Source organism: Sphingobium wenxiniae (assembly GCF_007830065.1).
GTDB lineage: Bacteria > Pseudomonadota > Alphaproteobacteria > Sphingomonadales > Sphingomonadaceae > Sphingobium > Sphingobium wenxiniae.
In genome coordinates this window covers 132,607-157,948 of the sequence record NZ_VLKK01000006.1, presented here as the reverse complement: position 1 = coordinate 157,948, position 25,342 = coordinate 132,607, and the positions used below count along the sequence as shown (strand labels likewise).

Sequence of the window (25,342 nt, the reverse complement as noted above, 5' to 3'; positions counted from 1 at the left end):
GAAGGACTATGGGTGAGTATAAGTTAGTGGTGTTGACCCGGCCGGTCGAAGGCCGGGAAGAGGAATTCAACGATTGGTACAACAATCAGCATCTCGACGACGTGCTGGCCATCCCTGGCTTCACCGCTGCCCAGCGGTTCAGGTTGAAGGGCGATCCCATGAAGCCCGGCGCATGGAACTATTTCGCCATTTATGAAGTCAGCCATGATGACCCCAAGGCGGTGATCGATGACATGATGTCGCGGGTGGGCACCGACAGGATGCCGATGAGCGAGGCGATGGCGGAAGACCTGTATTGCGAACTGTTTGAGGAAATCACGCCCCGCAAGGTGGCGAAGGTCGCTCAGGCGGCCTGATGACGCGCGCTTCGGCGCGCATGGGAAAAGGGCGCGGCTTCCTCAAGTCGCGCCCTTTTGTTTATCTCAGCGCGCCAGGACCGGGCTCTGGGTTGCCAGCTGCTCCTTGGGCGGCGCCATATGGCCGGTTCCGGTGCCGGTGTTCACCTCATCGCATTTCAGCATGACGACCAGTTTGCGATCGAGAAAGCGATGCTCGTCATCCACGAAAATCTTGCCGATGACGGGATCGTTGAAGATACGCAGCATTTCCTCTGCGGCTTCCTCATCCTTGATCCGCATCTCGGTGATGCAGTCATAGTCATATTCGAACGGCTCGACCACGCCGTCCTCGCGCTTGCTGCTGGGTGCGAGCCATCCTTCGATAGGGTAGTTGCGATGATAGCCTTCCAGCAGATGCCCGACATATTTGTGAGCCAGCACCACATGGCTGTTCTCATAATGTTCCCGGAACGCTTCCTTCGACATTCCGGGCTTGCGCTTCAGCAACCAGATAATCTTGATCATGACTCACCTCTCCTTGTTCCGCTTCATGCTAATCACTAACATTTAAACAATCTAGTATTTCAATAAAGGGAGGGGCAGCCTGCATCGGTGGTCGCTTCGCTACGCGCTGTTTCGCAACTTGGTGGGATTTCCGCCGAGGCAAGTGCAAGAGTCTTAATTCCACCGAAAGAGCGGATCTGAATTCCCGTTATTGGTCCGCGGGAAATCCATGGGGATGTGGGAGCGGACGGCGGTGTCGCGGCTCCCAGTGTCGGGCATCTATGCTCCCGAAACAGCCGATTTCCGGTTAACTCCCGTCAAAACGGAAAGGCGCACCAGAGAGCGGCTCGCAGGTGACTGCTTCCACCGCCATAACGCACTGATTAAAGAATTTCCCCAAATCAGGAGCCTGTTTCCGATATTCCTCCCGGGACAACGCCCGTGCGAGCAGCAGGGTTGCGAAAGCGCATGAAGACCAAGGACGCGATACCGATCGGCGTGAAGGGAATGCTGTGATCCGTGCAAGGATAACCGGATGATGATTTGGCGGAGACGCCGGGATTCGAACCCGGGGTGCCCCATTCAGGGCACGACGGTTTAGCAAACCGCTGGTTTCAGCCACTCACCCACGTCTCCGCAATCATGCCCATCCCAATGAGGCGGGCAGCGGCTTGGCTGGGACGGGGCTATAGCGAGGGACCGGCCCCATGGCAACGGCCATATTCGCCTTGCCGTCATCGGAAAACACATGCCGGATTCGTTCCGGCGCGGAATCGACTCGGGTCGCCGTTCGTTCATTGCCGTTTCAGCTTGACTGGCGATAATCTGTGGGATGGTTAAGAGTGGGAATGCGGGGAGCCTCAAGGCATGATCGGGACTTTGGCGCGGGTCACGGCCCGCTTCGCGCGCGGCGGCACGCTGGCCGCGGCGATCGCCGGCATGGCGCTGACGCCGCTGGCCGCGCAGGCGCAGGTGCGCACGGTCGACCCCAATACCGCCATCGACGCCGATCTTGCGCCGCCACCCCCGGCCAGCAGCGCGCCCACCGATCCGGGCATCGACCCGGCCGTCCGGAGCGATAGCGGCGTCTATGACGGCAGCAATGCGTCGTCCGCTCCCGGCGCGGCGGCGCCTTCCCTTGCCTCGGACGCTCCGCCTGCCGCGCCCTCGCCCGGCGACTCCTATCAGGAAGACGATCTGATCGGCGCGGCCGAAGGCGTGTTCGGCAAGGGCGCGGAGGGGCTGGCCGGCATCATCGAGAAGATCCTGAAGGACCAGGGCCGCCCCAATGCCTATATCGCCGGGCGTGAGGCTTCGGGCGCGCTGGTTGTCGGCCTGCGCTACGGATCGGGCACGCTCAACCACAAGATCGAGGGCAAGCGGGAAGTCTATTGGACCGGTCCCTCTATCGGCTTCGATGTGGGCGGGAATGCGGGCAACACCTTCGTGCTGGTCTATAATCTCTATGACACGCAGGACCTGTATCACCGCTTTCCCGCCGCGGAAGGCACGGCCTATCTGGTCGGGGGGTTCAACGCCAGCTATCTGCGCTGGGGCAGCGTCGTGCTGATTCCCATCCGCATGGGCGTGGGATACCGGCTGGGCATCAATGCCGGTTATATGAAGTTCACCGAAAAACGGACCTGGCTGCCCTTCTGAGCAAGGCTCACAGGGCGAGGGCGAGTTGATCGTCGCCGTGCGGTTCGCCTTCCAGATTGTGCACGCCAAGGCCCAGCAGCCGCGCGCCCATGCGAAGCGGAAGCTGTCCGCGCAGGAGCGCGCGTCCCGTTTCCGCCAGCAGTTCCGCTGAGCGCACCGGCGCGGAAAAGCTGCGCGAGCGCGTGATGATGCGGAAATCGGCGAACTTGATCTTGAGCACCACGGTCCGGCCATAGCCGCCCGATCTTTCGATCCGGCCCCAGAGATTGGCCGCGATCCGGTCGATCTCCTCCACCAGCCGCGCCTCTTGCGTGAGGTCGTCGAAGAAAGTGTCCTCCACGCTCACGGACTTGCGGTCCTGCCGTTCATGGACGGCGCGGTCGTCCCGCCCGCGCGCCGCCCGGTAATAGAACAGCGCAGAGCTGCCGAAATGCGCCTGGAGGAAAGCGAGATCGCGGGCGCGCAGGTCTGCGCCGGTTTCGATGCCGAGCGCCTGCATCCGCCGCGCGGTGACGGGGCCGACGCCGTGGATGCGCCGCACCGGCATCTTCGCGATGAAGGCTTCGCCTTCTTGCGGGCGCACGACGCATATGCCGTCCGGTTTATTCTGGTCGGAAGCGAGCTTGGCGATCAGCTTGTTGTAGGACACGCCAGCGGAGGCGGTGAGACCGGTTTCCTCGTGGATGAGCCGGCGGATCTCCTCCGCGACGCGGGTGGCGGAGACGATGCCCGCCTTGTTGGCGGTGACATCCAGATAGGCTTCGTCGAGCGAGAGCGGCTGGACGATGTCGGTGAAGCGCGAAAATATGTCGCGCACCTGCGCGGAAACGGAGCGGTAGACTTCGAAACGGGGCTTCACGAAAATGAGGCCGGGGCAGAGCCGCCGCGCCCGCGCGCCGGGCATGGCGGACCGCACGCCGAAGGGCCGCGCTTCATAGCTGGCGGTCGCCACCACGCCGCGCGGACCGCCGCCGCCGACCGCGATGGGCTTGCCGCGCAGGGTGGGATCGTCGCGCTGCTCGACCGATGCGTAAAAGGCATCCATGTCGATATGGATGATCTTTCGCGGCGGGGGCGGCGCGGCTTCCATGGCGCGGCCTTATGCCATGGCCGGAACGAAAGGAAAACAGAACTCAGTCGGCCGCGATCCGCAGAGTGCCGAGCATCCATTCCAGATGGGCGCGGCTGATCCGGCTCCACACATTATAGGTGCATCGCTGTCCCGCGATCCGCACATAGGCGAGCGATTGCAGGCCCGCGCCTTCGGGATTGCCGGCGGGATAAGGTTCCGCCCCTTCCTGCCCATAGCCCGCGAAGGACGGTGCGGGGAATTGCGCGAGATCGCGGAAATACGGCCATTGGCGATAGAGCCTGTCGCGCTGGACCGCCGCATCCGCATCATCGTCCGGCAGCAGGCCCGTGCCCGCGAAGCCATAGGCGCTGCGAAGCTCCGGCAGGTCGAAGGCGACGCCCCATCCTCCGCCGAAGGCGGCGGCGCGCGGCGCGCCTTCCGGCTCGCCCGATGCCGCGAGCGCCAGCGGGGCGCAGTCCTGGCGGTTTTCCGCCTTCGCCCATTCCGCCCGCGCGCGCCTTTCGCCGATCAGGGCGGACGGCTCGGCGGCGAAGGCTGGCAGGGTCAGGCCGCAAAGCAGCAACGCCCCGAGGAGCGACCTCATTTCCCGTCCCCCTTGAGCGAGAGCAGCGCCGCGAAGGGGCTGGCCTGTTCCTCCGTCAGCACGCCCGCGTCGCGCAGGTAGGCGTCGGCTTGCGGCGAGCGGGGAAAGGGCGTCATGGCCAGCGCCACCGTTTCCGCGACCGCCTCGCCCATGTCGATGACGTTGCCGCTATAGCCGATGGTGTCGCAGTCCTCCGCGTCGAGCTCCAGTTCCTCGCTTTCGGCTTCGGCGCCGTCCTCGGCCACGAAGCGCAGCGTGAAGCCGGTGTCGATCGTCTCCGGCACTGGCACGCCGGTCGCGACGCAGGGCTGGGCGAGGGCGGCACGCACATGGCCGCGCGCGATGATCGCGCCCTCCTCTTCGGAGAGCGCATAGTCCGCCTCCAGCCGGTCGAGCGCCAGCAGGTTGAAGCGGCGGGCCAAGGCTTCGCGTTCCGCCGCATCCGCCGCGATGACGATGGGACCGGCATGACGGCCGAGCTGATCGAGGCGGACGGGGCGGGAAAATTCGGGCGCGGGCGTGACGCTCATCCCATATCTCCCGTCAGCAGCGCGTCGCGGGACAGGCAGCCCAGACGCACCCAGCGTTCCCGCAACGCGCCCTCGACATGGGCGAGCGCTTCGGGCGCAGGCTCCGCGCCGCGATAGAGGTTGCGGCGCAATGCCTCGCGGAAATCCCCGCCGCCTTCCAGCGCGCCGCGATAGGCGGACAGACGCCCGCCCAGCGCGCTCACCATGCGGCCGATATGCTTGCCCACGACGACATCGCCAATGCCTTCCTGCCGAAGCTGGCCGTCCATGTCGTCCACGAACAATTCGGTCAGCCAGACGCTTTCCTGCTTGGCCCCCTGCTGCTCCAGCCGGATCAGCGTCTGCGCCAGAATGGCGACGATCATGTCGAAGCGCCCGTCGATGGTATCGGGAACCGCGCCATCCAGATACCAATGCGGCCGACGGCCCTCCGCCACGATGGCGTTGTAAAGCGGCATCATCCCCTCTTTGGGATCGCGCCGCCCGAACAGGCGCTGGAGGAAGGACGGGGCGGTATCGGACATGGTCTGCCTGCTTTTCACGGTCGGTTGAAGGGCGGCATGGGCCGCCCGCGCCGCGGCCCCTTGCCGAGGCCGACGCATTTCCATATTGATCGGCGGGCCGCCCGATGCAATGGCGGCTTTATGTTTCTTGGGTTTGGGGGCCGGTCCCCGCAGGAGAAGTTCATGCGCCAGTTCAGCCGCCAGTCCCGCAGCGGGCGGATCATGCTCGCGGTCGGCCTTTGCGCGCTGCTTCTGGGCACGTCGGGCTGCGCGCGAATCCGCACGCATCAGGGGTATCAGGTCGACAAGCTGCTGGTCGATTCGATCCAGCCGGGCATCGATAACCGCGCTTCGGTCGAAGGCACGCTGGGCCGCCCCAGCTTCGCGGCGCAGTTCGGCGACCAGGATTGGTATTATGTGTCGCGCGACATGCGCGCGCTGGCCTTTTCCAATCCGAAGCCCGTGGCGCAGACCGTGCTGCATGTGCGATTCGATGCGGCGGGCAATGTCCTGGCGGTCGACCGCATGGGACTGGAGCAGGTCGCCAAGGTCAGTCCCTGGGGCGAGAAGACCCCCACCCTTGGCCGTCACCGCAGCCTGTTCCAGGAGATTTTCGGCAATATCGGCGCCGTGGGCGCCGGCGGCATGGGCGGCATGGGCGGCGGCGCGACCAGCCCCGGCGGTGGTCCCAACGGGAGCTAGACTCCTTTCCCCTCAGTCCGAAGCATGGCCGGGCTGCTGGGATAAGAGATGTGATGGGCCCCGATTTGCGAGCGGCCCATTGCTTCGCCGGAAACTCATCGCATCCGCGTCAAAAAGGCTTCCGTCCGGTCGAAGACGCGTCCCAGCCGCCCGCGCGAATAGGTAAGTCCCTGATAAAGGGCGAGGGCGGCGCGTCCCCAGAGGATGAAGACGCGCGGCCTGCGCAGCCATCTGGCGAGCCGGAACATGACGGCGCTGCCGCGTGTGATGCAATGGCGGAGCCGGTAGACCAGCTTGCGGCGCAGCGGCAGATGACGCCGTTCGGGGGCAACGCGCTTGCGCGGCTTCACGCCCGATCGTTTCCACGCGAGGCGATAGGCCAGACCTTCGCGCCTTTGCCGAAAGCCGGCGGCCTGCGTTTCCCTGACGAACGCGGCATCTATGGGATCGAGCGCCAGGCGGCCCTCCGTGCGGCCGTCTTCCAGCATCCTGTGCAGAGCAGGCGAACGGACCACCACGACATTTGTGCCCCGGCCATCGGACGAGTAAGGTTCCACCCAGGCGTCGCCGAAGGAGATGTCCGCCGTCTCCGCCACGACGTCGTCGCAGAAGTCGCAGGCCCGGTTCTGGAAGAAACCCGATCCCCAGTCGCCATCGACAAGGTGCCACCAGTCCCGCATTCGCACCTCGCCGTCGCGACGTGCAAGACGGGCGGTGTACCAGTTCGCCGGCCGGTCCGGGTTCTTCACGCGGAAGTCGACCTCGCGCACTTCATCGATCCCGAGTCCCATCTGCCAGGCAAAACTTTCCACCATATGACGGCTCTTCATATGGCCGCACACGAGTCCCAGAGTGAAGGCGATCCGTTCCCGCAGGACGGGATCGCTCCGGCAGGCGAGATGAACCGCCTTGATGAAGCAGGGTATGCCCACCACGGCATAGCGACCGGGCACCTCCCTCATCTCCCGCAGGACGGCCGACATCTCGACCGGATAGTAGCGGGACTTGGCGCCGCCCCGCAACGAAGCCTGATCGCGTGCGATCCGATAGCGGAAAAAGGCGCCCTCGCGGGGATCGGCCGGTGCGACATGGGCGATGCCGTCGACCATTTTCCGCCGCAGAAGCTCGGCCGCGACCCAACTCACCATGCCGCCCGAACTGCCTTGCTCGCGATAGCCCGCTTCCGCGGCATGTCCGACGTAAGCGGCTTCGAAGCGTCCGATCCATGGGTCGGCATGGGGCGCTTGAGGAAAGCGCATGGCGGCGATCGCATCCTCGTTCGCGGCCAGCGGGGAAAAGGGGCAGCGCTCGGAAAACGGCGCGCTTCGGCCTTCGTGCCAGCGCCTGTCGCCCTGCGGCTTCAACTGCCCGTCGGCGTCCCAGGCCATGCGGGCCTGTGCGCCGCCGGCCAGGCTCACGCAGCCGCCGCAGCCGGTGCATAGCCCCGAAGAAACCATGTCGCGCGGGCTGACGAGTGCATCGCGATCGTTCATGACGGCATCACCGCCCGGCGAAGATAGGCCTCGGAATGCCGCCGCCATGCCGTGATCCGCGCGTCGACAGCCGCATCCATCGGCTCTTCGAGGAGGCGCGCATAGGCAGGATCGTCCGTCGCTTCCGAGATCATCCGTTCTTCCGTGCCCAGACTGTGCATGAGGCCGCGCACCTTGTTGACGCGGTAGGGGGACGGCGCGGTGATGAAAGGCCGCTTGTTCAGGAGGGCGAACACGCAGCCGTGGAAGAAATTCGTGACGACCGCGTCCGCGCCGGCGATCAGATCGGAGAACGCCTCGGGACCGGCCGCGATGCGCTGCTCGTCCGCCCAGTCGTTCCGATAGCCGATGCTGAGGACGCGGCGGCCGGTCGACCGCGCCCACCGCCGGACGGGTTCGCTGAGCCAGGTCGGAAAATTGTGGCCATAGAGTGCGACATAAGCCTTGTCTTCGCGCGCTTCCGCTGCGCGCGGCGGCGGAAATTGCAGGCACGGATCAAGGACCAGCTCGGCTTCGTATCCGAGCGCTCCGCGCACGATCTCCCGGCTGTTCGCGTCGCGGACGGACAAGGCCGCGAAATTCCGAAGCCGCCGTGCCCAATGCTCCGACAGACCGTTTGCGGCATCATGATTGCCGAAGCTCGCGGCATAGGCGACGAGCCGCGCGGATATGCCCGCCCCATAGAATGTCGCGCACCCGCCATACCAGGGGTGCTGCAAATTCCACACCTCGTCGCTGCCGACGACGACGCTGTCATAATCCTGAATCTCTTCCGGACGGTCGAGCGGGAAGGCGGGGGAAAGGGGCAGCCGCTCGAAGGCCTGCCGGAACTTGCGCGCCTTTCGGGCATAGGCCGGAAAGTCGGATCGGGGCGTGCGGGTCGGCAAAACGGGACGGAAGGCACAGCGCAATTCGGCCCGTTCCACCCGGGTGGACTGATGATCGAGCAGGACCGCGTCCGCGCCCATGCCGCGCAGACCTTCGACCAGACAGCGCGCCTGCCAATAGGAGCCATAGTTGATGCAGCGGTGAAAGGTGAGGACGCCAAGCCTTTGGACGCGCATGGGGGTGATCGTCTGCGTCCCGTGCATCAGCGGCCGTTTCCGGCCCGGCCCGCCATGCCCCGCACCTGTGCCCCCGGCGGCATGGCCGGCCCGGGCATCGGCGCCGGAGCGGTGCTGTCCGGACGAGCGTAGCTCTTTTCCTCCACGAGTTCGGAGTCCAGCAGGGCGTTGATTTCGCGTTTTATAGCCGCGCGCCGGTCGTTCACCTTATAGACCGTCCGGGCAAGACGGATGAAGCCGGGTCCAAAGTCCGCGGCTGCCTCCTGCCCCCGGATCGCGTCCTCGACCTCCCAAAGCCGCTCGTTCACCTGCCGGAGCCGCTCGACCAGGCGGCCGACCTCCTGTGAGACAAGCGCCTGCGCGCCGATCGATTGCAAAAGGCGATATTCCCTGTCGACATGCGCGCGTGCGGCGGGGGCCGCGATGCGCTTCCGCTTGATCGCCAGGATCGTCAGCTTGTCGAGCAGCTCGCCCCACGAAACGGGCACGCTGGGACTGCGCATGGTGGCCATGGGCGACTTACCTTTCTGCTGTCCTGAACCTGAGCGCCGCGAGATCGTGCCACACTTGCGCGAGTACGCCGACCCAGTCCCCCGGCGCGGACTGGGCATAGATGTGCATGGAAGGATACCATGGCGTGCGGTGGCTGCCGACGGGCCAGCGCCAGTCCGGCTCGGCCTTCAGCAGCAGCCAGGTCGGCTTGCCCATCGCGCCGGCAAGATGAGCGATCATTGTATCGGCCGTGATGACAAGATCCGTGGCCGCCGTCAGGGCGGCGGTGGTTTCCATGTCGAAGGGACAGCCGGCCGGGTTCAGGACGTCGAGGGCGGTCGGCTCCGGCATCAGCGTGAGGCAAGGGGCAAGGCTGCAGACAGGCGCCAGCAGATCGGGCGGCACGCAGCGCCCGCTGTCCCATGCCCCCGCCCCATAGCACAGGCCGACGGTGCCGCGCGGCAACAGGGCCTGGCTGACGGAAAGATAAGGGAGGCGCGCATCGGCCGGCGTGGCGCGCAAGGCGAAATCCAGTTCGGTAATCTCGATATCGCAGTCCGAAGGGGCGGCGGGACGGGCAGGATCGAAGGGGATGAGGCCGATGCCGCTGCCTCCCGCCTTGCTCACGACGGCATCGATGAGAGGGAGCAGCCGGGGATCGGCCTCGACGCGCAGCGACGCCGTTCGTTCCGCCAGCAAGGGCAGGAAACGCGCGAACTGGATCGTGTCGCCCAGGCCATGATAGCAGCGCACCAGGCAATGCTTGCCGCGATAGTCCCGCCCATCCCAGACCCATCGCAGATGATAGGGCAGCGCGGGATCGTCGCGGCTGGCGGCATCGCGCTGCGCAAGCGCTTCGTCCGAGATCGCCCAGGCCGCGGCGTAATCCTGCGCGCGCATTGCCGCGATCCAGCGATGCGTGCGATCGGTCATGCGCGCGCGATTTCCCATAGCCCTGAAGCCGCCTGTCGCATGATAGAAAACGGTTCCCTGTGATGTCGGCCCGATGATCCCAACCGGAGCGCGCGTCGGCCGTTCCCGGAAAGCGCCGCCGGACTCACACAGATTAGTCCGATTGGCCCGCCGCTGCTGGCGGACGCGATTGCCGGCGCGGCGGCCGATCCGGCTCAGTTTCGGGTGCCGGCGCCTACATCGTCGCGCTTCTTGCCCCGCGTGGTGCGCTGCGCGCTCGCGGTTGCCGCCGACAGCACCGGTCCGCAGGCCGCGGATTTGGCATCCCCGATATCCACAAAGGTGAGGACCCCGGCCAAGGGCGTCGCCACAATCGCCAGGCCCAGCCCGGCGCCCGCCCGGCCGAGTAATTCCGGGCTGATCACGTTCAGCGAGGGCCGCGCGAATGTGCCGCCGAGGCCAACCGGCGACTGTCCGGAAAACAGGCTGAATTTCTTCCCGTCGGCCCTGATCGCCAGATCGACCGCTTCGGTCCGGAAGCTGAATCCGCCGCGTCCCAGGATGACGTTCTTCCTGGTGTCGATGAGGATCGGGTCGGCCGCCGCGATGCCGTTGCGAACGGTGAACGCGATCAATCCGCAATTGATGGCGACCGGCTCCTTCAGACGGCCCTGGAACATCTTGTAGGCGAACGTCCCCACGTCCAGTTCCGACAATTGCACGTTGCGCGTCCAGAAGCTGCCCCTGGGCATCACGAAAGCGATGCGGCCGGACGCCGTCGACAGGGCGTCATGTATCGTATCGCCCCGGCCATCCAGCTTGATGCGGCCGCTCACCATCCCCGTGGTGCCCGCCTCAGCGACGCCATATCCCGCCAGCAGCCGGCCCATCGGCGTGGGCGCCAGCCGGATATCGTAGCTGTTGGCGGCGGGACGGCTGCGCGTGTCGAATATGAGGTCGGAGGCGACATTGCCCCGCGCCATGGAAAATGTGAGGGGAGACAGCGCCAGCCGGCCTCGATCCAGCGCCAGCGTCAGATCGATATTCGAAACCGGCACGTTCCGCGACCGCACGACGCCGATCGTCCATTTGAGGGCGGCGTCGAAGCGCTGCATCGTCGCCACCGGCAGCGCGGCTTCGGGCAGGACCCGTTGCGGCCCCGCGCCTGTTGCCGCCGCGGCTGCCACAGCGCCTTTCGACGCCACGATGTCCGGATTATAGCCTATGAAAGGGGCGGCATCCACGATGTCGAGGCGCCGTGTCGTCAATGCGGAATCGAGGCGGAGGCGTTGACCGTTCGTGACGGTCAGCCTTCCCGCCAGATCGCTGTTGCCGAACGTGCCGCTGAGGCCGGTGAAGCGGAAAGTCTCCTTATCCTTCACCAGTTGCGCTTTGAGGGCATAGGTGCGCGTGGACGGGATGGCGACGCCGATGATCCACAGCAGCTCGGACAGGTCCCGCCCCCTTGCGCGGGTTTGCAAAGGGACGTTCTCGACATCCGCGATGGAGGGCAGGACACCCGCGATATCGACGATATTGTTCGCCGCCCAGATGCGCAGCGACAACTGGTTCCGGCCCCGATTGACGGTTGCATCGGGGGACAGGAGGTCTCCGGCGAGGCGGAACGGCGTATCGCGGATACGGCCGGTTCCCTTGACCTTGACCGCCTTCCCGATCCGGGCATTGGCCGATGTAATGGTGTCGATGCCGAGTTCGGCAAGAAGAGGCATTTGCGGATCCGCATAACGCATTGTCGTCCCCGCGACGGTCGCGCGATCGATGCGCGGGAACTGGAGCGGCTCGCCGCCCTTCTTGTCGCTGAAAGTCCATGTATTGCGATCATGCGCCCTATTCCATTCCAGGTCGGCCGCCCCGTCCGTCAGGTCGAGCCGATAGAGGCGGCGCTTGCCGAATATCAGCGAGAGCGGCGCGATCCGCGCATCGATCTTCCTGGCCGTGAACAGATGAGGCCGGCTGGCCCAGCCGGGATTGGAAATGGACAGCCCTTCCGCGTAGAACTTCAGCTCCAGCGGAGCGAAGTAGAGTTGGAAATCGCCTTTCACCGCGACGTTGCGGTTGATGAGGCTGCCGACGGTCCGTTCGACGGGGTGCTTCAGGAATCGGCCCTTGGTGACGAACAGGATCAGCCACGCCAGGACAATCGCGCCGAAAACAGCGAGCAGCGCGGTGCGCAGGACATGCAGGCGCCGGCCTTTGCGGCCGGTGCGCGGAGGGACGGGTTCTCCTTCATCCAGCGTGCTCATATCCATCGCCAGGGTGAAGCGCGCGGGCGCCCTATTCGTTGCATGACGCCGCGCGAGATGAAGCGAATTTCAGGCGGGCCTTCCTCTGTCCGAACCATGGCGTCGCGTCGGGGAACAAGCGCGACGGGATCTTGTTGTCCTTGCGAAGGAGAGTCTCGATGCGCAAGGAAAATGAAGACGGCGAGGTGGTCACGCATGTTTCCAGGACGGAAGCCCGCAGCGGCGCGTCCACCCATGTCACCCGCTATGTTCTGGGCATCAGTCTGGCGCTGGTCGTGATCGCCTTCGCAATCCTGCTTGCCACAGGGTTCTTCAACACGGCGCAAACAGGGGCCGACAATTCGCACATGGCGAACGCCGTGGAGGCCAACGGCAGCTAGAACGCGCGCCCGTCGAGCGAGGATAACCGCTCGCAAAGCGCAAGGGCATCGCCCGTGGCCGCCGCCGCCGCGGTATTGTCGAATATGCACCAGGGCGGCTCGGCGGCGGCATGTTCGCGCGCGAGCAGCGCCGCATAATGGTCGAGCTGTTCGGCGCTGTAGGGCGAGCGGTAGATGACGGGCGATCCGTGCAGGCGCCAGTAGGATAGACCGCGCCAGCCGCCCGGCACGGCGGCCGCTGGAACCCTGGCGGGATCGGCGGCGACCCGCGCGATTTCGAAACGCGCGAGGAGGTGATCGGGCGCCGTTTCGAACCAGCTTGCATGTCGCGGCTCGCAAACGATGCGCGCCGGGGTCGCGGCGGTGAGTTCGAGAAAGAAGTCTTCGGCCACGCCGGATTGATAGCTAAGGCTGGGCGGAAGCTGCACGAGCAGAACTGCGAGCTTCTCGCCAAGTCCGGACGTCTCGTCGAGCAGCCGGGCGACGAGGCTGCCGCAATCGCGGAGTTTGCGCTCATGGGTGATCGTGCGGGGCATCTTGACCGCGAAGCGGAATCCCGGGGGCACGATCGACGCCCAGCGTGTCCAGGTCGTTGGACGGTGCGGCCGATAGAAGGAGGAATTGACCTCGACGCAGGAGAATCGCTCGGCATAGCGTTCGAGCACGAAGCCCTGGCCCGGAAACCGCTCTGCATGGTGCGAGGCGATACTCCACCCCGCCGTTCCGATCCTGAATGACATCCGCCTTCAACGCGCGGGGGCCGCGCGTGGATGCATGCTATCCGCTGGCCAGCCTTTCCCTGCGTGGGACCGTCCTGCTCCTGAACGCCAGAAACGCCTCGACATCCTCCATCGGCATGGCCTTGGAATACAGAAAGCCCTGTCCTGTATCGCAGCCCATGGCCATCAGATGCATTTCCTGATCCGCCGTTTCGACGCCCTCCGCCACGACTTCGAGGCCGAGGCAATGCCCCAGGTTGATGACCGTCGCCGAAATCGCTTCGGCATCCGCGTTCGATCCGATCTTCTCGACGAAGGAGCGGTCGATCTTGAGCAGATTGACGGGAAACTGGTTCAGATGGGACAGCGAGGCATAGCCGGTGCCGAAATCGTCGAGCGCAATGCGGATGCCGTGATCGCTGAGCCGCCGCAGCGCGTCTTTGACGTCTTCGGCGCTTTGTCCCAGGAACACGGTTTCGGTCACTTCGATCTGGATGCACGAGGGCGGCACGCCCCTTGCGCCCAGCCGAGGCAGGATGGTTTCGACAAAGCCGCCCCTTCGGAAGTCCGCGGCGGTGACATTGATCGCGACATGACCGAATGCGATCCCGGCCTGCACCCAATGTCCGACATCATCCAGGATCCTTTCCAGCATCCGTTCGCTCAGGGGACCGCTCAGGACAGGATCGCCGAATGCCGCCTGGATAAGGCCCGGATGCCGCAGTTCGCCGTCGCGATCCCTCCAGCGCAGCAGCGCCTCGAAGCCCACGACCTGCGACGTGCGAAGCGAAATCTTGGGTTGATAATGGGGAATGATGGTGTCGCACTGGAGCGCATAGCGCGCTGATGCGATCATGGTCTGATGCCTGTCGACCTCGACCATCATCGCAGGCTCGAAAATCCGCAGCTGCGCCCTGCCACCGGCTTTTGCGGCGTAGAGCGCGATATCGGCCGCCTTCATGATTTCCGAACGCAGCTTGCCGTCGCGCGGAATGAAGCTCGCGCCGATGCTGGCGCCGCAATCGATCAGGCGGCCGCCATGGGCGAACGGCTCACGCAATCGCTCGAATATCTTCTCCGCCGTGCGCTCGACCTCCGCATCCGACCGGGCGGCCAGGATGAGCGCGAATTCGTCTCCGCCGGTCCTCGCGACGATGTCGTCCCCGGCCGCCGCCGCGCGGAGGTGATCGGCGAAAGCGCAGAGCAATGCGTCGCCCGCGTCATGGCCAAGCGTATCGTTGATCGACTTGAAATTGTCGACGTCGACGATGAGCAGGGCGCCGGTCATCGCGGGACCCGCATCATCGAGCATCTGGTCCAGGCGATCCTGGAGCAAGGCCCTGTTCGGCAGGCCGGTCAGCGCATCATGCCGCGCCATCCAGATCGCTTCCTCCTCGGATTTCTTCTGGTGGGTGATGTCTCTCGACACCACGATCAGGCGTCCGGAGCCGTCGCAGATCTCATTGACGATGATGTCGAACCATCGTTTCCGGCCGCTTGCATCGAAGTGATGGGTGACCAGGTTGGCCGACTTGCCGGCCTTCGCATCCTCGAGAGCCTGGATGCCCAGGGCATGATCCTCTTCGGGCAGCAAGCCCATCCACTCGCGGCCCATCAACGAATCCTGATCGGAATCGGCCGAATTGGGCCGATTGCAGAAGATCACCCTGTCCGTGGGGTCGAGAATGAGCGTGTAGTCCGGACTGGCCTGAAGGATGGTCTGGTTGAGTAATTCGCTGCGTTGAAGGTCGTTCAATGCAGTCATCCGCGACACCATCATCCGGTGCAGCGAGTAGGACGCAGAGAAGATCGTCAGGAAGAATATCGGTAACTGCACGCTGATGATCGGCATGATCGGTTCGGCCGTCCGCAATCCCGCGACGACACAGGGCAGCAGCGCCAGAAAAACCATGATCGCCGCGAGTCTGGGCGTACCGAAATTCCTCAGGCATATGCCGCACACCATCGCGGCGGCCGACAGGCAGGCGATCGTCGCCAGGACCCAGTCGCCGCTGGTGATGCAAAGATATGTGCCGAAACCTACCGAACCGGCCCAGACGCAGGAAAGCAGCGCGGACAGCAGGCATGGCGGCGTTCGTCCCGCCCGGATCGCCCGCCGCCCATGAACGAGGATAGCCAGCCGGAGCATGCCGAGTGCGATCTCGAACAGCAGCCAGCCGATGAACGCGGCCGACGGATGGCGCGACGCCGCGACGGCGGCCACCGCGGAGATGTTCATGATGCCGCCAAGAAAGATGGGAACCGACGTGAACAGGCCGTTCATCAGTTGAACCGCAATGGCTTCGGGAACGCTCAACCGCGAACCCAGAAGCCATGTCGTCAATCTGTCAACGGATGCCCGTCGCGAATGCATCTCAATCCAAGCTCTTGCTGCTGCTCCGAAAAATCCTACCGGCTATTAGTTAACAACCCGCAATGAAAGGGACGCCGCAGACTCCGCCATCGCATTTCCGAAGCGCGCTGAATGGCCAACGGATGAGGGGAAATGTCCGCTCCTGGCCGAAAACAACCATCGCGCAGGATCGGGGCTGCAACTACATATGGCCAAAAGCAAACCCGGATTGGGGGGACGCGACAAGAGAGGTCATTGCCCGGACGCCTCACGGCGCATGGTGCCGGGAAGGTCGGTCAGGCGGCCCCGGGCAGGCGGTCCAGATGCTTTTCGAGCGTCACCGGATAGTCGCGCACGCGCACACCGGTCGCATTATAGACCGCGTTCGCGACCGCCGCGCCTACGCCGCACAGGCCAAGCTCGCCCACGCCCTTCGCCTTCATCGGACTGGCCTTGTCGTCGGTTCCGTCGAGGAACAGCACTTCCTGATGTGGAATGTCGAGATGCACGGGCACTTCGTAGCTGGCGAGGTCGTGATTGACGAAGAAGCCGAAGCGCTTGTCCACGGCCAGTTCCTCCATCAGCGCGCCGCCCACGCCCATGGTCATCGCCCCGATCACCTGGCTGCGCGCCGTCTTGGGATTGAGGATTCGGCCCGCGTCGCAGACCGCCAGCATCCGGCGCACGCGCATGACGCCCGTATAAGCGTCCACGCCCACCTCGACGAAATGCGCGCCGAAGGTGGATATCTGGTACTTCTTTTCAAGGTCGCCCGGTTCGACCTTGTCTTCGCCGGTCAGATCGCCCGCGCGCGTGGCGTCGGCGAGGTCCGCGGAGCGGTTGCCGCTCTTCACCGTGCCGCCTTCGAATACGGCGTCGGTGGTATTGAAGCCCAGCCGCTGGGCAACCGCCTCGCGCAGCTTGAGGCAGGCGGCATAGACCCCCGACGTCGAACTGGCGGCGCCGAACTGTCCGCCCGATCCCGCTGAAACCGGAAAGCGGGAATCGGCCAGCCTCACCTGTACCTTGTTCAGCGGCAGGCCCAGCATTTCGGCCGCGGTCTGGCCTATGATGGTGTAGCTGCCGGTGCCGATGTCGGTCATGTCCGTCTCGACGACGAGGATGCCGTCCCGGCCGAGCCGCACGCGCGCGCCGGACGGGACGAGCGAACTGTTCCGGAATGCCGCCGCCATGCCCATGCCGATCAGCCAGCGGCCGTCGCGCACCTGGCCGGGGCGGGGATCGCGGCGCGCCCAGCCGAAGCGGTCCGCCCCCTCGCGCAGGCAGCGGACGAGGTTGCGTTCCGAGAAGGGGCGCTCGGGCTTTTCCGGATCGACCTGCGTATCGTTCTTCACCCGAAAGGCGATCGGGTCCATGCCCAACCTCTCCGCCATCTCGTCGATCGCGATTTCAAGCGCCATCATGCCGGGCGCCTCGCCCGGTGCGCGCATCGCATTGCCTTCCGGCAGGTCGAGGACGGCGAGCCGCATCGCCGTCAGCCGGTTGGCGCCAGCATAGAGCAGCTTGCTCTGGTTGACCGCCGTTTCGGGGCGGCCGCCCGGCAGGTCGCCCGATCCGCTCTCATGCGCGATCGCGGTGATGGTTCCCTCGCGCGTCGCGCCGATGCGGATGCGCTGGACGGTCGCCGGGCGGTGGGTGGAATTGTTGGCCATCAGCGGGCGGGGCATGGCGACCTTGACCGGCCGTTTCGCCGCTCTTGCCCCCAGAGCGGCCATCACCGCATCGGCGCGCAGGAACAGCTTGCCGCCGAACCCGCCGCCCACATAGGGCGACAGGAAGCGGATCTTCTCCTTGGGGATGCCCAGCGTGATGGCAAGGTCGGTCCGTCCCCAGTCGATCATCTGGTTGGAAGTCCAGACTGTCAGCTCGTCGCCGTGCCATGCCGCGAGGGATGCGAACGGCTCCATCATCATGTGGCTCTGGTCGGGCGTGGTGTAGGTGGCGTCGAGCGTTACCGGAGCGGCGGCAAAGGCCTGCTCGAAATCGCCGACGCGGGCTTCCTTGGGCGGCGCGCCGCCGTTGGAATTGCCCGTAAGCGGCGCTGTCTTCAATTCCTCGGCCAGGTCGAAGCGGCCCTTGGCGCGAATATAGTCGACGCGGATCAGCGCTGCCGCGGCCCGGGCCTGCTCGAACGTCTCGGCGACGACCACCGCGATCGCCTGATGGTAATGGTCGATATCGGGGCCGCCCAGTAGTTTGGCGGTGTTGAATTTCCCCTTGCCCAGCTTGCCCGCATCCTGCGCGGTCACGATGGCAAGCACGCCGGGCGCGGTCTTCGCCTCGGCCAGGTCCATCGCCCCGATCCGTCCCTTCCCGATGGCCGAACCAAGGATGTAGCCGCAGGCGGGGTTCCGCACCTCGGCATGATGCTCATAGGCGTAAGGGGCGGTGCCGGTGGTCTTGAGCGGCCCGTCTATGCGGTCGTGGGGCCGGCCGACCACCGCCGTGCGGTCGATGGGGTTGGCGCCGGCCGGCGTGTCGAACTTCATGCGGTCCTCGCTTGCATCATTACGGCCGCCAGCGCCCGTTCCGCGAGCGGCACCTTGAAGGCGTTGTCATGGGTGGGCCTGGCCCCCGCGAGCAGGCGGGCCGACACCGCCCGCGCGCCCTCGGGCATCGCCGTTTCGGCCGCCTCGACGCGCCACGGCTTATGGGCTACGCCACCCAGCGCCACGCGGCCCGTGCCGTCCTTGTGGATCACCGCGGCAACGGACACGAGCGCGAACGCGTAGGAGGCGCGGTCACGCACTTTCTCATAATAATGCCGTCCGCCGATGGGCTTTGGCAGGGTCACGCCGGTGATGAACTCGCCGGGCGCCAGCGCCGTTTCGATATGGGGCGTATCGCCGGGCAGGCGGTGGAAATCGGCGATGGGAATGGCCCGCGCCTGACCGGCCGCATTCACCGTCTCCACCGTCGCGTCGAGCGCGCGCAGGGCCACTGCCATGTCGGACGGATGGGTGGCGATACACGATTCGCTGGAGCCGATCACCGCAAGCTGGCGCGAATAGCCGCCGATCGCGGCGCAGCCCGATCCGGGCTTGCGCTTGTTGCAGGGCTGGTTGGTGTCATAGAAATACGGGCAGCGGGTGCGCTGGAGCAGGTTGCCGGCGGTGGTCGCCTTGTTGCGCAGCTGCCCGCTGGCGCCCGCCAGCAGCGCGCGGCTGAGCACGCCGTAATCCTTGCGAACGCGCATGTCGGCGGCCAGGTCGGTGTTCCTGACCAGCGCGCCGATCCGAAGGCCGCCGTCGCCGGTCTTCTCGATCCTGTCGAAGCCCAGGCCGTTCACGTCGATCAGGTGGCGCGGCGTCTCGATCTCCAGCTTCATGAGGTCCAGCAGGTTGGTGCCGCCCGCGATGAACTTCGCGCCCGGCGTGGACGCCGCCCTGGCGGCAGCATCCCGCGCGGAGTCCGCGCGTTCATAAGTGAAGGCCCTCATGCGCGCTCTCCCGCCACCTGGGCCATCGCCTCGGCGATGTTGGAATAGGCGCCGCACCGGCAGATGTTGCCGCTCATCCGCTCGCGCATCTCGATGTCGGTCATCCGGGGACGCTCCGTCAGGTCGGCGGCGACATAGCTGGGCACCCCGCGCCCGATCTCGTCGAGCACCGCCACCGCCGAGCAGATCTGCCCCGGCGTACAGTAGCCGCATTGATAGCCGTCATGCTGCACGAACGCGGCCTGCATCGGATGCAGCCTATCGGGCGTGCCCAGCCCCTCGATGGTCGTGATCCTGTCGCCCTGGTGCATCACGGCCAGTGTCAGGCAGGAATTGATCCGCACGCCGTCCACCAACACCGTGCAGGCGCCGCATTGGCCATGGTCGCAGCCCTTTTTCGTGCCGGTAAGGTGCAGATGCTCCCGAAGCGCATCGAGCAGCGTGGTGCGGGAGTCGAGGGTGAGATCGCGTTTCTCTCCATTCACCTCGAAGCTGAGCGGTATCGGCGCGGGCGGATCGGCTTGCATCGGCTCCTTGTCCTGTGCTGCTGCAACGGGACTCGCCGCGATCACGACGGTCGCCGTGCCTCCGCCGAGCATGCCCCGGCGGGAGATGTCCAGCTCCGGCAAATCCGCCATCGCGCTTGGTCCTTTCCATTTGCCTGGCGCGTTCTCTTCTGCGCCAACGCGCGAACGGCCGCTTGGATGCACCTGTCCGACTATACGCGGTGTCGAAAGATGTTCAACATGCGCGGGGCATCTGTCCGCGCGCCGCCGGCCTATTCCCCGAACGGATAGGTTTCGGGCACGCCGCGATGATGTTCCGGCCCGAGCGGCGTCACCGCCTGCGTCTCGTCGAACCAGACATAGGCGTCGAACTGCTCGGGCAGGATCGCCTGGCTGTAATGGCTCTGCAACTCGGTTTCGGGACGGTAGATGACGCCGATGAAGCGTTCGAGCCGCGGCTCGGCTAGCCGCCGTCGGAGCGGCTCGTTCGCACCGGGAGAAAGGTCCAGCAGGAACCGGTCCCTGCCGCTGTCGTGGCAGAGCCGCTCATAGCTGTCGGGGCGGGAAGGGAGCACCCGCTTCACCTCCATGGCGCCGTCCCAGTCCGCCGCCGCGGCGACCGTGCCGCCATGCGTGCCGAAGCCGATGAGCGCCGCCTCGCGCCCGAACGCCTCGCGGCAGAGCTGGCCGATATTGATCTCGTCGCGCACCGCGCCCATGTCGGTGAAGCGCGCGTCGCCGATATGGCTGTTGTGCGCCCAGACGATCGCGCGGGCGTGCGGCCCCTTGGCTTCGAGAAGATTTTGCAGCGTCTCGAACATATGGGTGTCGCGCAGGTTCCAGCTTTCCGCGCCGCCATAATACATGATCCGATAGTAGCGCTCGGCCGACGCGATCAGCCTGGCGTTCTGCGCCGCGTCGAGGAAGGCGTCCCCGTCCGCAGCGGCATAGTCGAGCTGCTTCTTCAGCAAGTCCCGGCATTGCTCGATCACCGCCTGCTCGCATTCCGCATAGCCCTTGCTGAGCGCGGCGCGGCCATAGGTTGCGGGGTCTGTCTGCCACGGCGTGAGGCAGCCGTACCGCTGGCGCGCCACCTTCGCCGCTTCGGGATCGACGCGGTCGAGATAGTCGAGCACGGCGCCGATCGACCCCGACATATTGTAGATGTCGAGGCCGTAGAAGCCCGCCCGCCGCGCCATGTCGTCGACGCCCGCATTATGGCCGCGCATCCAGGCGATCAGCGCATGGATATCGGTATTGCGCCACATCCACGTCGGAAAGCGCCGGAAGGGCTGTTCCGTATCGCCATGAGGGCCGCGATGGCGGACATAGCGGTCGACCGCCGCTGCATCCGGCCAGTCCGCTTCCACCGCCACTATGGTGAAGTCGTGATATTCGATCAGGTGACGCGTGATCGCGGCGCGGGCCTGATGAAATTCGCTGCTCCCGTGGCTTGCCTCGCCCAGAAGCACGACGCGCCGGTCGGCGAAGCGGTCGAACAGCCGTCCAAAGGCCGGATCGTCGAAGGCGGGCAGATCCTCGGCGGCATCGGCGATCATCCCGGCCGGGCCTTGTCCGCGGGAAGCGCCGGGCAAATGGTTGGTCGCGGCGCGGCGACCGTCCTCCTGCCACCCCTGTTCGCCGATCAGCGGGACGAAGGTGACGGCGCCCAGATTCTCCTCTTCATAACGGGTCGCGGAATGACGCGTGACCTTGCACAGCGTCTGGTTGCCGGCCTGCCCGACCGGGATCACCAGACGGCCGCCGATCCCCAGCTGCTCCTTGAGCGCGTGCGGCACGGCCGGCCCGCCCGCCGCGACCAGGATCGCGTCGAAAGGCGCTTCTTCCGGCAATCCCCTTGTCCCGTCGCCGATCCGCACATCGACATTGACATAGCCAAGCGCCCGCATGCGCTCCGCCGCAAGTTGTCCGAGCGCCTCGTGGCGTTCGATGGCCAAGACGCGGCCGGCGATCCGGCCAAGCACCGCCGCCGCATAGCCCGACCCGGCGCCGACCTCCAGCACCCGGTCGCCCGGGCGCACCTGCGCCGCCTCGATCATGACGGCGACGATATAGGGCTGGGAGATCGTCTGCCCTTCCTGGATCGGCAGGGCGGAATCCTCATAGGCGAACTCGGCCATCGTTTCGATAACGAAATGTTCGCGCGGGACGGCGCGCATCGCGGCCAGGACATGCTCGTCCCGCACGCCGCGCCGCGCGATCTGGACATCCACCATCTGATTCCGAAGCCTGTCATAGCGGGCCATGACGACGATCCTCTCTCTCGATAGCCGGGTTCAGGGTGGCGATCGGCCCGGTTGGGAAGCCCCGGAAGGAGCCGCTGCTGCGCAAACAACCGATCTGCCGTTTTGATCCCGCTTCGACGTGCAACGCCGCCGGGTTTCAGGGCCGGATCGCGCCGACTGGCCCTATACGGGCGTTGGATTCGCCCGCATGGACCTGTTCAAGGCAGGCCGGGATTTGAGAAGGCAGGGCAGGAATGCGGATAGCCATATTGACGTTCGATGGGTTCAATGAACTCGATTCTTTCATAGCGGCCGGAATTCTGGGCCGGATGCGCCCGCAAGGGTGGGAAATCGCCATCGCCTCGCCGACGGAAAGCGTGACGTCCATGAACGGCGCCGCCATCGCCCGGCAAGAGCCGCTGGACTATGCGGCGCAGGCCGATGCGGTCCTGATCGGCAGCGGCATCCATACGCGCCGGATCGCGGAAGACGCCGATATGCTGCGCCAAATCCGTCCGGACCCCGAACGCCAGTTGATCGGGGCGCAATGCTCCGGAACGCTGCTGCTCGCGAAGCTGGGGCTGATCGGCAAGCTCCCCGCCTGCACCGACCTGACGACGAAGCCCTGGGTCGAGGAGGCGGGCGTGGAGGTGATCGAAGCCCCCTTCGTCGCGCATGGCAATGTGGCGACGGCGGGCGGCTGTCTTGCCAGCCAGTATCTCGCGGCCTGGCTGATCCTGCGCCTGGCGACCCGCGCGGATGCGGAAGCGGCGCTGCACTATGTGGCGCCCGTGGGGGAAAAGGCGGCCTATGTCGACAGGGCCATCGCCAACGTCCTGCCCTTTGTCGGGGAGGCTCCGGCAGCCGGTCTGCGCCGCGCGGGATGAGGAAGGGGCGGAGCCGCCTTCGCAACCCCGCCCCGTTCGATCAGGCGTCCCTGCCGCCCGGCGTCGGCGCGCCGGGCATCGGGGGCACCGGCAAGGGCGGCGCGTCAGCGTCCTCTTCATGAATGTCGATGATGCCGCGCCCGACATGGCTCTTGCGATGGCCGTAGAGGAAATAGAGCACCAGACCGAAGCCGCCCCAGATCGGCAGCACCATCTGCGCGTCGACGGGCAGGTTGAGGAACAGGAACACGCAGCCGACGGTCGCGAGCGGCGCGATCACCCAGACGAGAGGCGTGCGGAAAGGCCGGTGGCGGTCCGCATCCTTCACGCGCAGCACCAGCACGGCGATGGACACCATGAAAAAGGCGAACAGCGTGCCGGAATTGGAGATATCCGCCAACTGACCCACCGGCAGCAGGGCCGCGGCGATGGCGACGAAGACGCCCGTGACCATGGTGACGACATGGGGCGTCTTGAACCTGGGATGGATGCTGGCGAGCTTGTCCGGCAGCAGGCCGTCGCGGGCCATGACGAAGAAGATGCGGGTCTGGCCGAACATCATCATCAGGATGACGGAGGGCAGGGCAAGGTTGGCGGCGAGGCCCAGCGCATTTCCCACCACCGTCCAGTTGATCGCGCGCAGGACATGGGCCAGCGCTTCGTTGGAGCAGACCAGATCGCCCGCATGGGCGGCGGTGGCGCAGGCGATGGCGAAGCCCTGCGATCCGGGCGCTACCGGCCCGCCGTCAGGGCCGACCACCGGCTGCGCGCCGATCGCGCCGATCGCGCCGGCGGCGACGAAGAGGTAGAAGACGGTGCAGATCGCAAGACTGCCGATCAGGCCGATGGGCACGTTGCGCTGCGGGTTCTTGGTTTCCTCGGCGGCGGTCGAAACCGCGTCGAAGCCGACATAGGCGAAGAAGATGGAAGCCGCCGCGCCGACGATCCCCATGCCGCTGGTCCCTTCCGGCCCGAACCAGCCATTAGGGGCGAAGGGCGAGAAATTGCCTGTGTCCAGCACCGGCAGCGTCAGCACGACGAACGCGGTCAGCGCCGCCACCTTGATCGCGACGAGCACGGCATTGACGCGCGCGCTTTCCGTCGTGCCGATCACCAGCAGCGCCGTCACCGCCAATGCGATCACAATGGCCGGGATGTTGATGAAGCCATGGGTGAAGTCCGCATGGGGTATCAATCCGTTCATGGTCCACACGGGACCGGCGGACAGCGCCTGCGGCAGTTCCAGCCCCGTCACGCTTTTCAAAAGGCCCATGAAATAGCCGGACCATCCCACCGACACCGCGCTGGCCGCGACCGCATATTCGAGGATGAGCGCCCAGCCGACCATCCAGGCGAGCAGTTCGCCCACCACGGCATAGGTATAGGTATAGGCGGACCCCGAAACCGGCACCATCGAGGCGAGTTCGGAATAGCACAGCGCCGCGAAGGCGCAGACCAGCCCCGCGATCACGAAGCTCCACATCATGCCCGGCCCGGCCTTTTGCGCGGCGGCGGCGGTCAGAACGAAAATGCCGGTGCCGATGATCGCCCCGACCCCCAGAAGCGTAAGCTGGATCGGCCCCAATGTGCGGACGAGGGATTTCTTCTCCGCCGTGGCCAATATGGCGTCCAGAGGCTTGATACGTCCGAAGATCATGGTTGCAGCCCCTTAATCATCATCTTTTCCCCGAGGGCGGCGCGCGCCCTTCCCGCTATGTCCTTGCAGCGGAACCTATCGCCTAATCCGCTCCGCGCAAGTATGTTGCGTATCCGGGACACGCCTATTCAAAGGGCCGCAAAGGAAAACAGGATGATAGAATTGCTGCGGGCGCGGAGCCTGACGGGTGTCATGCACGGCTTTGCGAGCAGGAAAGGCGGCGTTTCGACCGGCATCCACAGCGGCCTGAACGTGGGATTGGGATCGCGGGATGACCGGGAAGCGGTACTCCGCAACCGCGATCTGGCGCGCGACGCGCTGCTGCCGGGCGCTGCGCTGGTGACGGTGCGGCAGGTTCATTCGCCCGATGTCGTGACGGTCGGCGGTCCCGTCGCGGAAGAGGCGCGGCCCGCCGCCGACGCCATGGTGACGGACCGGCCGGGCCTGATCCTGGGCATATTGACGGCCGACTGCGTGCCCGTGCTCTTCGCCGATGCGCAGGCCGGGGTGATCGGTGCGGCCCATGCCGGATGGAAAGGCGCGATCGGCGGCGTCACCGGCAACACGATCGCGGCGATGGAAGCGCTGGGCGCGCGGCGGGAGGCCATCGCCTGCGCCATCGGCCCCTGCATCGGCCGGGCGTCCTATGAAGTGACGGCCGATTTCGTCCATCGGTTCGAAGCGGACGACGCCGGAAATGCGCGCTTCTTCACGCCGGGGCGGGAGGGGCATCATCAGTTCGACATCGCCGCCTATGTCGCCGCGCGGCTGGCCGACGCCGGAATCCGCACCATCGAGATGCTGGACCAGGACACCTATGGCCAGGCCGACCGCTTCTACAGCTACCGCCGATCCTGCCATCGCGGCGAGGCGGATTATGGCCGCCAGATTTCCATGATCGCGCTGAGGGAATAAGCGGAACCCGGCCCCGGAACGGCGATATTACAGGTCCTTAACATCTGGCGGCTAGAACCTCCGTCATGCCCCGGAGATTCTC

General features: G+C 65.8%; 24 protein-coding genes and 1 tRNA gene. 6 read left to right on the top strand and 19 right to left on the bottom strand.

Going from position 1 to position 25,342, the window contains the following annotated elements:
- Window positions 1-8: 8 nt before the first annotated feature.
- A complete protein-coding gene (locus IQ35_RS10040; protein ID WP_031291396.1) occupies window positions 9-356 on the top strand; it encodes a DUF4286 family protein in 348 nt (115 codons plus the stop codon).
- Between the two features lie 66 nt (window positions 357-422).
- On the opposite strand, the gene IQ35_RS10035 is transcribed toward IQ35_RS10040, so the two are convergent.
- Window positions 423-863, bottom strand: coding sequence for an EthD domain-containing protein (locus IQ35_RS10035; RefSeq protein WP_021245431.1), 441 nt, complete (start codon window positions 861-863; stop codon window positions 423-425).
- A gap of 523 nt (window positions 864-1,386) precedes the next feature.
- Window positions 1,387-1,478 (bottom strand) — tRNA-Ser (locus IQ35_RS10030).
- Between the two features lie 231 nt (window positions 1,479-1,709).
- Between IQ35_RS10030 and IQ35_RS10025 the strand changes: the two genes are divergently transcribed.
- A complete protein-coding gene (locus IQ35_RS10025) occupies window positions 1,710-2,501 on the top strand; it encodes a DUF1134 domain-containing protein (RefSeq protein WP_021245430.1) in 792 nt (263 codons plus the stop codon).
- A 7-nt stretch (window positions 2,502-2,508) separates the two neighbouring features.
- Here IQ35_RS10025 and dinB read toward each other — a convergent pair whose 3' ends face one another.
- Genes dinB through IQ35_RS10005 form a run of 4 tightly spaced genes read right to left on the bottom strand, consistent with a single transcriptional unit; the run spans window position 2,509 to window position 5,231 of the window.
- Window positions 2,509-3,591 (bottom strand): DNA polymerase IV, encoded by a 1,083-nt coding sequence (dinB, locus tag IQ35_RS10020; RefSeq protein ID WP_145073087.1) that lies wholly within the window; start codon window positions 3,589-3,591, stop codon window positions 2,509-2,511.
- 43 nt (window positions 3,592-3,634) lie between these two features.
- The gene (locus IQ35_RS10015) at window positions 3,635-4,177 is read right to left on the bottom strand and encodes a hypothetical protein (protein WP_145073084.1); all 543 of its coding nucleotides are present in this window, start codon (window positions 4,175-4,177) and stop codon (window positions 3,635-3,637) included.
- On the bottom strand, window positions 4,174-4,707 hold the full coding sequence (locus IQ35_RS10010) for a YceD family protein (RefSeq protein WP_145073081.1): 534 nt from the start codon (window positions 4,705-4,707) through the stop codon (window positions 4,174-4,176). The genes IQ35_RS10015 and IQ35_RS10010 overlap by 4 nt, the downstream gene beginning before the upstream one ends.
- On the bottom strand, window positions 4,704-5,231 hold the full coding sequence (locus IQ35_RS10005) for a ubiquinol-cytochrome C chaperone family protein (protein WP_031291392.1): 528 nt from the start codon (window positions 5,229-5,231) through the stop codon (window positions 4,704-4,706). The genes IQ35_RS10010 and IQ35_RS10005 overlap by 4 nt, the downstream gene beginning before the upstream one ends.
- A 162-nt stretch (window positions 5,232-5,393) precedes the next feature.
- On the opposite strand from IQ35_RS10005, the gene IQ35_RS10000 reads away from it, so the two are divergent.
- The gene (locus tag IQ35_RS10000; protein WP_145073078.1) at window positions 5,394-5,912 is read left to right on the top strand and encodes an outer membrane protein assembly factor BamE; all 519 of its coding nucleotides are present in this window, start codon (window positions 5,394-5,396) and stop codon (window positions 5,910-5,912) included.
- 95 nt (window positions 5,913-6,007) lie between these two features.
- Here the strand turns inward: IQ35_RS10000 and IQ35_RS09995 are convergent, their stop codons facing one another.
- From IQ35_RS09995 to IQ35_RS09975, 5 genes are all read right to left on the bottom strand, one after another.
- Window positions 6,008-7,405: a Coenzyme F420 hydrogenase/dehydrogenase, beta subunit C-terminal domain gene (locus IQ35_RS09995; protein WP_199739934.1), complete on the bottom strand. Its 1,398-nt coding sequence runs from the start codon at window positions 7,403-7,405 to the stop codon at window positions 6,008-6,010.
- A complete protein-coding gene (locus tag IQ35_RS09990; protein WP_242003318.1) occupies window positions 7,402-8,496 on the bottom strand; it encodes a polysaccharide pyruvyl transferase family protein in 1,095 nt (364 codons plus the stop codon). The genes IQ35_RS09995 and IQ35_RS09990 overlap by 4 nt, the downstream gene beginning before the upstream one ends.
- On the bottom strand, window positions 8,496-8,981 hold the full coding sequence (locus IQ35_RS09985; RefSeq protein WP_021245422.1) for a DUF6165 family protein: 486 nt from the start codon (window positions 8,979-8,981) through the stop codon (window positions 8,496-8,498). The genes IQ35_RS09990 and IQ35_RS09985 overlap by 1 nt, the downstream gene beginning before the upstream one ends.
- Window positions 8,982-8,988: 7 nt before the next feature.
- Window positions 8,989-9,894 carry a hypothetical protein gene (locus IQ35_RS09980; protein WP_145073075.1) on the bottom strand — a complete coding sequence of 302 codons (906 nt, stop codon included), beginning with the start codon at window positions 9,892-9,894 and terminating at the stop codon, window positions 8,989-8,991.
- A gap of 194 nt (window positions 9,895-10,088) precedes the next feature.
- Entirely contained in the window at window positions 10,089-12,143 is a 2,055-nt protein-coding gene (locus IQ35_RS09975; protein WP_376699477.1) for an AsmA family protein, read from the bottom strand.
- Between the two features lie 152 nt (window positions 12,144-12,295).
- Between IQ35_RS09975 and IQ35_RS09970 the strand changes: the two genes are divergently transcribed.
- Complete coding sequence (locus IQ35_RS09970; protein ID WP_145073069.1) at window positions 12,296-12,517, top strand: hypothetical protein; 222 nt, start codon at window positions 12,296-12,298, stop codon at window positions 12,515-12,517.
- Here the strand turns inward: IQ35_RS09970 and IQ35_RS09965 are convergent.
- The 7 genes from IQ35_RS09965 to IQ35_RS21460 all read right to left on the bottom strand — a co-directional run bounded on the left by IQ35_RS09965 (window position 12,514) and on the right by IQ35_RS21460 (window position 22,189).
- Window positions 12,514-13,257, bottom strand: coding sequence for a DUF72 domain-containing protein (locus IQ35_RS09965; protein WP_145073066.1), 744 nt, complete (start codon window positions 13,255-13,257; stop codon window positions 12,514-12,516). The two genes, IQ35_RS09970 and IQ35_RS09965, sit on opposite strands and share 4 nt — an antisense overlap.
- Before the next feature lie 37 nt (window positions 13,258-13,294).
- Window positions 13,295-15,553 (bottom strand): putative bifunctional diguanylate cyclase/phosphodiesterase, encoded by a 2,259-nt coding sequence (locus IQ35_RS09960; protein ID WP_158636638.1) that lies wholly within the window; start codon window positions 15,551-15,553, stop codon window positions 13,295-13,297.
- Window positions 15,554-15,885: 332 nt separating this feature from the next.
- Entirely contained in the window at window positions 15,886-18,099 is a 2,214-nt protein-coding gene (paoC, locus tag IQ35_RS09955; protein WP_145073060.1) for an aldehyde oxidoreductase molybdenum-binding subunit PaoC, read from the bottom strand.
- Complete coding sequence (locus IQ35_RS09950) at window positions 18,096-19,049, bottom strand: FAD binding domain-containing protein (RefSeq protein ID WP_145073057.1); 954 nt, start codon at window positions 19,047-19,049, stop codon at window positions 18,096-18,098. The genes paoC and IQ35_RS09950 overlap by 4 nt, the downstream gene beginning before the upstream one ends.
- Complete coding sequence (gene paoA / locus IQ35_RS09945) at window positions 19,046-19,687, bottom strand: aldehyde dehydrogenase iron-sulfur subunit PaoA (RefSeq protein WP_145073054.1); 642 nt, start codon at window positions 19,685-19,687, stop codon at window positions 19,046-19,048. Before paoA ends, IQ35_RS09950 begins: the two co-directional genes overlap by 4 nt.
- Before the next feature lie 140 nt (window positions 19,688-19,827).
- A complete protein-coding gene (locus IQ35_RS09940; protein WP_145073051.1) occupies window positions 19,828-21,822 on the bottom strand; it encodes a protein-L-isoaspartate(D-aspartate) O-methyltransferase in 1,995 nt (664 codons plus the stop codon).
- A 136-nt stretch (window positions 21,823-21,958) separates the two neighbouring features.
- Complete coding sequence (locus tag IQ35_RS21460; protein ID WP_236614777.1) at window positions 21,959-22,189, bottom strand: hypothetical protein; 231 nt, start codon at window positions 22,187-22,189, stop codon at window positions 21,959-21,961.
- Here IQ35_RS21460 and IQ35_RS09935 point away from each other — a divergent pair.
- Window positions 22,107-22,688 carry a DJ-1/PfpI family protein gene (locus tag IQ35_RS09935; protein ID WP_242003322.1) on the top strand — a complete coding sequence of 194 codons (582 nt, stop codon included), beginning with the start codon at window positions 22,107-22,109 and terminating at the stop codon, window positions 22,686-22,688. The two genes, IQ35_RS21460 and IQ35_RS09935, sit on opposite strands and share 83 nt — an antisense overlap.
- A 40-nt stretch (window positions 22,689-22,728) precedes the next feature.
- Here IQ35_RS09935 and IQ35_RS09930 read toward each other — a convergent pair whose 3' ends face one another.
- The gene (locus tag IQ35_RS09930; protein ID WP_021245412.1) at window positions 22,729-24,345 is read right to left on the bottom strand and encodes an amino acid permease; all 1,617 of its coding nucleotides are present in this window, start codon (window positions 24,343-24,345) and stop codon (window positions 22,729-22,731) included.
- 153 nt (window positions 24,346-24,498) lie between these two features.
- Here IQ35_RS09930 and pgeF point away from each other — a divergent pair, with 153 nt between their 5' ends.
- Entirely contained in the window at window positions 24,499-25,260 is a 762-nt protein-coding gene (gene pgeF, locus IQ35_RS09925) for a peptidoglycan editing factor PgeF (protein WP_021245411.1), read from the top strand.
- Window positions 25,261-25,342 lie beyond the last annotated feature (82 nt).